This window comes from Tistrella mobilis KA081020-065, assembly GCF_000264455.2.
Lineage (GTDB): Bacteria > Pseudomonadota > Alphaproteobacteria > Tistrellales > Tistrellaceae > Tistrella > Tistrella mobilis.
Window position 1 is genome coordinate 665,972 of the sequence record NC_017958.1, and the last position, 8,969, is coordinate 674,940.

An 8,969-nucleotide genomic window follows, 5' to 3' on the forward strand; every position below is an offset into this window, starting at 1 on the left:
GGCTCAGCCCCCCGCGCCCGCGACCCTGGCGCCGCCCACGGGCGGGGCGGTTTCAGGAACGACGCCATAGGGCCCGAACCCCGCCGGCCCATAGGGCGTGGTCACGGCACCCGTGCCGCCACCGATGCCCAGCCAGCGGCTCAGCTGTTCCAGGGTCACCGGCTCACCCGGCAGGAAGCCCTGGCGCACGGCGGTGGGCGCCGGCTGGGGCGAGGCAGGCTGCACCGGGGTCGCCGGCGCCGTCTGATGCTCGGGCGTGGTGGTTTCCGGCACCATGGCCCGGCCGACCGAGGCGGTGCCGGCGGGCACGCCTTCGACGACCGCCTCGCTCTCGCCGCTATCCATGCGCGGCCCTGATTTCGGGCCGCCAGCCGGCGCGGGAGCCGCACCTGTCTGATTGAGCGGTTCCGAACCGACCGGCCGGATCTCAGCCGTGCCCGTATCCACGTCGCCCACGATGACCGGCTGGCCGGCACCGCCATCGGCAGCCTGGGGCGCGCCCGTGGCGCCGGACGTCGTCGCCGCGCGGGCGCCATTGCTGTCGATGCCGCCCAGGATCAGCGGCATGCCACCCGAATCCTTGTTGCCGATCACCACCACCTTGGCATTGGTCGACTGGGCGAGCTGCACCGAGGCATTGATGCCGAGCCAGGTGAGATAATCCGGAATTTCCGAGGCGCCGACCCGATCGAACAGCATGCGGATACCTTCGCCTTCGATCCGCTTGCGTTCGGCTTCCTTCTGCTCGGTCGCCAGGCGGTAATCATATTCCAGCTGACGCTGATACTGCTCGACCTTGCGCTCGATCGCCTGGGCAACCCGCTCGGGCAGATGGATCGCCTTGATCAGCACGTCCTGCAGTTCGATCAGATCGATTCCGGGTTGGCTGTAATAGTTGCCGCGCAGGAAATTCGACTTCACGCCTTCATAGATCTCGTTCTGCACGATGGTGCGCAGGTTCGAATAAAAATCCTCGGCCGTGTACTGCGAGATGCGCGCCCGGGCCACCGATCCGACTTCCGGGATAATGATCTTGTGCAGATATTCCGGGCCGACATTCTTGTGCAGGATGCCGACATATTCCTGGTTCACCCGGTAGCGGAACGAAATGGTGGTCGCGACCGTCAGACCGTCTGCGGTGATCGCATCATAGGTCTGGGTCACGGTCTGGAAGCGGACGTCATAGATCTCCAGCCGGTCCCAGGGCCAGATCACCTGCAGCCCTTCCCCCGTGGGGTTCTCGACATCGGTCCCGCTGAAACGGTGCCAGACCACCCCGGCATGACCGGCCGGCACGGTGATGAACATCGCCGGCCAGAACAGGATGACGAGCGCACCAAAGATCAGCACGGAGAGCGTCAGCGACCAGAGATGGCGGCGGAGCCAGCCGCCGATCCGGCCGAACAGCCCGGGACGCTCCGGCTCGTCGGTCATGTCCATATCGGCGACCGTCATGCCGGGTCCTCCCCATCTTCGTCTTCAATACGAGCGTCGTCTTCAATACGGGCATCTCGGTTGTCGACGATCCTGACCACGCGCCCCTCCTCCATCGCCACCCGACGGTCGGCAACGTCGAAATAGCGGTCGTCATGGGTGATGGCGATCACCGTCTTGCCGCGCGCTTTCAGCATCGGCAGCAGTTCCCGGTAGAACTTGCGCCGGAACTGCGGGTCCTGATCCGCCGCCCATTCGTCGAGCACCAGCACCGGCCGGTCCTCGATCATCGACACCATCAGGGCCAGACGCTTGCGCTGGCCGCTCGACAGGTCGATCGTATCGAACAGGTCACCCTGAAGCGCTACCTTGCCGCCCATCTCCATCAGCTTCACCAGCGCGTCAAACTCGGCCACATCCGGCGGTTCGATGCCATAGAGCCTGCGGAAGAGATGGTAGTCGGCGTAGATCGCCGAAAACAGCGAACGATAGGTTTCGAAAGAGCCGCGGGTAACCGGTTTTCCATCCAGCCGGATCATGCCCCTGTCGGCATGATAGAGGCCGAGCAGCAGGCGGATCAGGGTCGACTTGCCCGAGCCGTTGCCGCCGGTCACGAAGATCAGCTCGCCCGACCGGATGGTCAGGTCCACCGGCCCCACCCCGAAGGACACGCCGCCGACCGGGGCATAGGCAAAGGCGACCCCGTCCAGCCGGATCTCCTCGAACGAGGTCAGGGTCTGGGGCGGGGTGGCGGCCACCTCGGATGCGGCGACGATCTCGCGCAGCACCCGGTCCATGCGCATCAGATTGTCCGCGGCGGCATTGGCCATCGCCATCATAGGCACGGCCTGAATCACCATGCTGAGCGGGCCCACGATGAACAGGATCGCCGTCGCCGTGCGCACCACCGCCTCGGGCTCGGTATTGCCGAAGCTCGGCACCACGAACACCACCAGGCCCAGCAGCAGGAAGATCATCGTCTGGCCGAAGACGAATTCATTGCCCGACTTCACCTGCATATCGGCCTTGGCATCACGGGCCTCGATCGACACCCGCGCCATGTCGCGCAGCAGGGCATCGCGGCGTGCCGACGACAGCTTCACCTCCTTGAAGCCGTCGAGCACGTCGCGCATGCTTTCGAAAACCTGGTTTTCCTTCATCATCGCAGCCGGATACCGGTTGCGCAGGTCGATCAGCCGCCGGATGACCAGAAACACCGCAATCGCGATGAAGCCGGTGCTCAGCCAGAAGGCGGTGCGGTCGGTGATGAAGATGTAGATCATCGCCAGCCCGACCAGAATCACCGACTGTGCGGCGATCACCAGCAGGTTGGCGGCCTGGGATATCGTCTGGGTATCGCGGATGACGCTGGCGAGGATGTTGCCCCGCCCCACCTGTTCCAGCGGCAGAAGATCGGATCGCGAAACCGCATCGATCAGGCTGCTGCGCTGACGATGGATGATCTCCTCCACCTCGGTGGCGGTGATCTGCATCATCCGGCGCTGGCTCAGCACATAGATCGCCACCACGATCACAAACAGCGCCACGGTCCGCAGGTCGAGCGCGTCTTCGTAGAGCCCGGCGGAATTGTTGATGATCGCCATCACCAGCGCATTGCTGACACCGGCGAGCGCGGCGATGAACAGGAGGGTCGCCGGCTTCGCCGTCAGGTCGCGGCGAATAAGCTCGATCAAGGGCATCGTCACCGGGCGGAACTCGGTCTTGGGCGGGAAAGTCGTGCCCGGGCCTCAGACCCGGGAAGAGGAGCGCGGCGTGCCCGGCCGGGTCCGCGACGCAGCACCTTGCGGCTCAATGGCGTTTCGTCTTGCGCGCCACCACGGGGCGTGCCGGCTCGCGCGGGCGTGTCGCATAGAGCAGCAGCAGCATCACGAAGGGGGTGACCAGCAGCGACAGCAGGAACGAGACGACGAACCCCGGTTTGCGGCCGGCGCCGCACAGCCCGACCATCACCGACATCACGACATAGATGGTGGGGAGCAGCAGGCCCATGGTCGGCGGCATCGGGATGGTCCTCTCGGTGCACTGGTCGTCGGACGACCTGGTGGGTCGTCATGCGGCAGGCGCCGCCCGCCCCGCCCCGCAGATGCGGTGACGGAGGCAGACGGCGATCGTGGTCGACGGCAATCACGACGCCTTGGTGGCGGCGGGCTTGGCCTCGGTCTTGGTGTCGGCAGCGGCCTTGGCAGCCTCGACGGTGGACGGCGCATCGGCCTTGGCGGCCTCGAATTCGGCCTTGAAGTGCTCGCGCAGCTGATCCGGGTTGAAGTTCAGCAGCGTGCCGCCGGTCTCGAAGTGCTGGATGAACACCCGGCCGATGGCATAGGTCACGGCATAGGAGACGGTGGGCGAAACCGCGAGGCCGATGACGGTACCGACCACCGGCACCGACTTCACCAGGCTGGCGACGCCACCGACCAGGCCGGCCGCGGCGGTGCCGGGGACGACGGTGTTGGCCAGCGAGCCGATGATCGCCTTGGCGCGGTTCTCGCTGAACGGCACGTCATAGAGCTTCGACAGCTCGTAGATCATCTTCACCTGCACGCCCGTGACCAGAGCGACGTCGAGCAGGGGGAAAGGCAGCAGGCCGGCGCCCGCGCCCCAGAGCGCGCAACGCTTGACCAGCGCGCGCGCATCGTCGGCGCGCAGCTCGGGGGTGTACTCTTCGGCGGGAGCAGCCGTCACTTCGGCGGTGGACATCGATCGCATCCTCATCCAGGGGCCCGGACCAGTCTTGCCGGGATCGGTCGGTGGGTCGAAAGGGGAAGGGAGGACAGCCCGTCATGGGAAAGCGCCGTACGGGCAGGGTCGCCCGTATCCTGCTGCTGATCCATGCAGAGCCTGCCATTCTTCCTCTGAAACGCCAACGGAATTCCCGGAGACATCCGGTTCCGCGGGCGGTACGCCTCCGGACCGGCCTCCACCGGCAGAGCTGTCACACCCTGCGCGGTCATGAGGCCGGCCGATCCTTCAATCTCTGCTGAAGCAGCGCATCGGGCGATGGCGGTTCCACCAGCACCTTCCGCCGCTTCCGCGAGATCAGAGTATAAACCGCAGGTATGACGAACAGCGACACGAACGTACCAAAGGTCATGCCGCCGACGATCACCCAGCCCAGTTCGCGGCGCCCGCCGGCGCCGGCGCCGGTGGCGATGGCCAGCGGCACCGCGCCCAGCACGGTGGCGATCGTGGTCATGATGATCGGCCGGAGCCGGGTTTCGGCCGCCTCGATCACCGCCTCGGTCCGGTCGCGGCCGGCATCGCGCAGCTGATTGGCGAATTCGGTGATCAGGATGCCGTGCTTGGCGATCAGGCCGATCAGGGTCACGAAGCCGATGAAGCTGTAGATGTTCAGCCCGCCGCCGGTCTCGCTCAGGGTGAAGATCGCACCCGCCACCGCCAGCGGCGCGATGGCCAGCACGATCACCGGGTCGCGGAAGCTTTCGAACTGGGCGCTCAGCATGAAGAAGATGAACACCAGCGCCAGCAGCAGCACCAGACCGGCCGAGCCGCTTTCCTGCGAAGCCTTGGCGGCATCGCCGGCCAGCACCGGCTTCATGCCAGGCTGCAGCACCTCGCCCATCAGCGGCATCAGAGCCTGGAAGGCTTCGGCCAGCTGATGACCGGGGGCGACCGCCGCCGTGAAGGTGGCCGAGCGCAGCCCGTCTGTGTGCTCCAGCGTGTCGGCGCCGACTGTGCGGTGCAGTTCCACGAAATCGCGCAGCGGCAGCGGATCGACGCTCTTGCCGCGGATTTCCAGCGTGTTGATCGTCTCCACCTGGCCCCGCCATTCGGGCGGCAGGTCGATGATCACCTTGTAGAGTTCGCCGCGGTTGGTGAAGGTGGAAACCGGGTTGCCACCAAGCGCCGCCTGCAGCGTGTCGCCGAGCGCGGTTGCCGTCACCCCCTGCTCGCCCGCGCCGTCGCGGTCCAGCGTCACCTCCAGCTGCGGCCGGTCCAGCTCCAGGCTGGAGGCCGGGTCCGCGATCGACGGCAGATCGCGCGCCTTCGTCACCAGCCGGTCCATGGTCCGGGCCAGATCGTCATAGCTGCCGGTGGTGGTGATCATCAGCTGGATCGGCCGCGAACTGCCGCCGCCACCCAGCGGGCTGACCTGCAGAACATCGATCCGCAGGCCCGGGATCGCCGCCAGCAGCGGCTTCAGCGCATCGCCGATTTCGGTGGCGCTGCGGCTGCGCTCCCCCCAGGGCTTCAGCAGCAGATAGGCATTGGCCGCAGACGGCTTGGGGCTGCCGAGCAGGGTGAGGACGCCGGTCGCCTCGGGCACGGTTTTCAGCACCGCCTCCACCCGGGCGATCTGATCCTGAAGATGATCGAGAGTCGAGGTACCGCGCGCCTCGATATCGAACAGGATATAGCCCTGATCCTCGACCGGCGCGAAGGCGAAGTTCAGCCGGCTGGTCGCCGAGAAGCCGACATAAAGCGCGGCGATCACCCCCAGCAGCACCAGCCAGCGCCGGTGCAGCAGCCAGCCCAGCAACCGGGCATAGGCGCGGGCCAGCGCCTCGGTCGCCCGTTCCACCCGGCGGGCATAGCCGTGTTCGGCCCGTGCGCCGATCAGCCGCGCGCACATCATCGGCGACAGCGTGCGGGCGATGAAGCCCGAGATCAGCACGGCCCCCGCCAGAGTGAAGGCGAATTCCCGGAACAGCATGCCGATCTGGCCGCCGACCAGGCCGATGGGCGCGAAGACCGCCGCCAGCGTCAGCGTGGTCGCGATCACCGCGAAGCCGATCTCGCGGCTGCCCAGGAAGGATGCGGTGAAGGCATCCAGCCCGTCATCGACATGGCGCTGGACGTTTTCGATCTCGACGATCGCATCGTCGACCACCAGGCCGATCGCCAGCACCACCGCCATCAGGGTCAGGGTGTTGATACTGAAATCCATCGCCGCCATCAGCCCCAGCGTGCCCAGCAGCGACAGCGGGATGGTCACCAGCGCGATGGCGCTGGAACGCAGCGAGCCGAGGAAAATAACCACCACGCCCAGCACCAGGGCGACGGCGATCGCGATCGTCTCGAACACCTCGTGCACCGAAGCGTCGATATAGATCGTGCTGTCAAAGGCGATCTCGAGCCGGAAACCGCCGGGCAGGCCGGCCTGCAGGGCCGGCAGCTCGGCCTTCACCAGCCTGGCGATGTCGAGCGGATTGGCGGTGCTCTGCGGCACGATGCCGACGGCCACCACATCGCGGCCGTTGAAGCGGATGGCATTGTCCAGGCTTTCCGGCCCCACCTCCGCCCGGCCCAGATCGGAGATGCGAACCAGATAGCCCGGCTCGGCGCGCACCACCAGCCGGTCGAATTCGGCCGCGGTCGACAGCGCCCCTTCCACCACCACATCGGTGCGGTCGGTACGGGTGCGGATTTCGCCGCCGGGCACGTCGGCATTCTGGGCGACGATCGCCGCCCGGACATCGCCGATGGTGATGCCGTAAGAGGCCAGGCGGATCGGGTCGAGCACGATGCGGATGGCATAACGCCGCTCACCCAGCAGCGTCGCCTGGGCCACGCCGTCCAGCGCCGCGATCCGCGGCAGCAGCAGGCGATTGGCGGTATCGCTGATCTCCAGCGCATCATGGCTGTCGCTCGCCACCGTCAGGAACATGATCGGCTGGGCGTCGAGCGATTGCTGCGCCACCACCGGCGCCCGCGCCGCCTGGGGCAGCGTGTCGGTCAGCGGCGCCACCTTGTTGCGCACCTCGTTGGCGAGCAGCAGCCCGTCCAGCCCCAGGCGGAACTGGATCTGGACCAGCGACATGCCGGCGCGGCTCTGCGAGGTGATCTGCTGCACGCCCGAAATGCCCGAAACCGCCTGTTCGATCGGCGTGGTCAGCTGGCGCTCGACCTGCTCGGCCGCCGCCCCCGGACTAGACGGTGGTGATGGTGACATAGGGGAAATCCATCGCCGGCAGCTGGCGGATGGACAGATGGTTGAGCGCATAAAGCCCCAGCAGCGCCAGGATCAGGTTGATCACGATCGCGAAGACCGGCCGGCGGATGCAGAGGTCGGAGATCAGCATCAGCCGCCCCCGTCCGCCGGCACCGGATCGATCCGCATGCCGTCCTCGACCTTGAACTGGCCTTCCACGATCACCGGCGTACCCGCATCGAGCCCGGTCACAATCTCGACCGTGCCGCCATCGCCGTCGGCACCGATGGTCACCGGGCGGCGGATCGCCTTGCCGTTGTCGGCCACATAGACGTAGTCGCCCGAGAGCGACGACATCACCGCCGGCCGCGGCACCAGTACAGCGCCCTCGCGGCTGTCGAGCAAGAGATCGACATTGACGAACAGGCCCGGATGGATCGGCCGGCCGCCGATTTCGGCCTGGGTCAGCTCGGCACGGAGCAGGATGCTGCGGCTGTCGGGTTCGATCGAGGGATCGACCAACGTCACCCGCCCCTGGATGGGGTCGGGGCCCAGGCTCTGGGACGAGAGGGTGACCGGCAGGCCGGTCTTCAGCCGGGGCAGAAGTTTTTCCGACACCCGGAACGTCACCCGCAGGCGAGAGCGATCCTCGACCGTCAGCGCCTCTTCACCGGGGGAAAGAAAGCTGCCGACCTCGATCTTGCGGGTGCCGGCGACGCCGTCGATGGGTGCGCGCAGGGTGAGCAGGTCGAGCTGGGTCTGCTTCACCTCCAGCGCCGCCCGCGAGGCCGCGACCGCCGCCCGCGACTGGTCGATATCGGCGCGGGATTTGGTGCCCCGGCGGCCCAGTTCTTCGTCGCGCTTCAGGTTCTGGGCGTCCAGCGCCGCGGTCGCCCGGGCGCTTGCAAGCTCGGCCTCGGCCACGCGCTGGTCCAGCCGGACCAGGGGCTGGCCCTGCTTCACCGCCTCCCCCTCGCGGAACAGCACGGCGACGACATGGCCGCCGGATTGCGGCGACAGCACGATGCGTGCCACCGGTTCCACCGTGCCGAAGGTGATCAGGCGATCATAGGCCGTGCCGCGGCCGGCCTTGGCCACGCCCACCTTCATCGCCGGCGCCGCCGGGGGCTGCTGGGGCGGCGTGGCGGCGGTTCCGGCCACGGCCGGCCCTTTCGTCGCCCCCGGCGCAGGCACGCCGGGCACGAGACCGGCCTGCCACGCCCAGCCGGCGGCACCGGCCAGGCCTGCAACGATCACCAGCGTGATCCAGCCTCTCGCCCTCATCCCACTCCCCTGCTGCGGCGCAATAGACCGCGAACGGTCACTGGTCCGGGATGGAGGGTGACACGACATGGCATCACCTGTCTACCGGACCGCAACCAAAAATCCACTTGCACGGGAATATCTCCCGGCCTACCAATGGGCGCAACTTCATGGGCACCGAAACTGTGGCAGAATGCACCGCACCGGATCCCATGGTCATCGATAGCAGGATCTGCGTCCGCCTTCACCTCTGCGCCGTCCGGCGATAAACGACCATCGACCGGAACACCCCCTCGCAGGTTGCTGCATCGCCAGGACAGCGCCTATCATCGCTCGATCACCAGCGGAATGAAGACTGCCG

Annotated in this window: 7 protein-coding genes; all 7 read right to left on the reverse strand. The window is 67.1% G+C overall.

The window, feature by feature from the left end; genetic code table 11:
* Nucleotides 1-3 precede the first annotated feature (3 nt).
* The 7 genes from TMO_RS30050 to TMO_RS26810 all read right to left on the reverse strand — a co-directional run bounded on the left by TMO_RS30050 (nucleotide 4) and on the right by TMO_RS26810 (nucleotide 8,629).
* A complete protein-coding gene (locus tag TMO_RS30050) occupies nucleotides 4-1,455 on the reverse strand; it encodes a prohibitin family protein (protein WP_014748195.1) in 1,452 nt (483 codons plus the stop codon).
* Nucleotides 1,452-3,134: a cyclic peptide export ABC transporter gene (locus tag TMO_RS26790; RefSeq protein ID WP_014748196.1), complete on the reverse strand. Its 1,683-nt coding sequence runs from the start codon at nucleotides 3,132-3,134 to the stop codon at nucleotides 1,452-1,454. Before TMO_RS26790 ends, TMO_RS30050 begins: the two co-directional genes overlap by 4 nt.
* 109 nt (nucleotides 3,135-3,243) lie before the next feature.
* Nucleotides 3,244-3,456, reverse strand: a complete 213-nt coding sequence (locus TMO_RS26795) for a hypothetical protein (RefSeq protein WP_014748197.1) — start codon at nucleotides 3,454-3,456, stop codon at nucleotides 3,244-3,246.
* 123 nt (nucleotides 3,457-3,579) lie between these two features.
* Nucleotides 3,580-4,152 (reverse strand): YcjF family protein, encoded by a 573-nt coding sequence (locus TMO_RS26800; protein ID WP_014748198.1) that lies wholly within the window; start codon nucleotides 4,150-4,152, stop codon nucleotides 3,580-3,582.
* Nucleotides 4,153-4,402: 250 nt separating this feature from the next.
* On the reverse strand, nucleotides 4,403-7,366 hold the full coding sequence (locus TMO_RS26805) for an efflux RND transporter permease subunit (RefSeq protein WP_014748199.1): 2,964 nt from the start codon (nucleotides 7,364-7,366) through the stop codon (nucleotides 4,403-4,405).
* A complete protein-coding gene (locus tag TMO_RS32725; RefSeq protein ID WP_145978463.1) occupies nucleotides 7,344-7,496 on the reverse strand; it encodes an efflux RND transporter permease subunit in 153 nt (50 codons plus the stop codon). The genes TMO_RS26805 and TMO_RS32725 overlap by 23 nt, the downstream gene beginning before the upstream one ends.
* Complete coding sequence (locus tag TMO_RS26810) at nucleotides 7,496-8,629, reverse strand: efflux RND transporter periplasmic adaptor subunit (RefSeq protein ID WP_014748200.1); 1,134 nt, start codon at nucleotides 8,627-8,629, stop codon at nucleotides 7,496-7,498. Before TMO_RS26810 ends, TMO_RS32725 begins: the two co-directional genes overlap by 1 nt.
* Nucleotides 8,630-8,969 lie beyond the last annotated feature (340 nt).

Bases quoted from the DNA above. Each gene is read 5' to 3' on its own strand.
- TMO_RS30050 (WP_014748195.1), bottom strand. From the start codon at position 1,455: ATGACGGTCGCCGATATGGACATGACCGACGAGCCGGAGCGTCCCGGG.
- TMO_RS26790 (WP_014748196.1), bottom strand. From the start codon at position 3,134: ATGCCCTTGATCGAGCTTATTCGCCGCGACCTGACGGCGAAGCCGGCG.
- TMO_RS26795 (WP_014748197.1), bottom strand. From the start codon at position 3,456: ATGCCGCCGACCATGGGCCTGCTGCTCCCCACCATCTATGTCGTGATG.
- TMO_RS26800 (WP_014748198.1), bottom strand. From the start codon at position 4,152: ATGTCCACCGCCGAAGTGACGGCTGCTCCCGCCGAAGAGTACACCCCC.
- TMO_RS26805 (WP_014748199.1), bottom strand. From the start codon at position 7,366: ATGTCACCATCACCACCGTCTAGTCCGGGGGCGGCGGCCGAGCAGGTC.
- TMO_RS32725 (WP_145978463.1), bottom strand. From the start codon at position 7,496: ATGCTGATCTCCGACCTCTGCATCCGCCGGCCGGTCTTCGCGATCGTG.
- TMO_RS26810 (WP_014748200.1), bottom strand. From the start codon at position 8,629: ATGAGGGCGAGAGGCTGGATCACGCTGGTGATCGTTGCAGGCCTGGCC.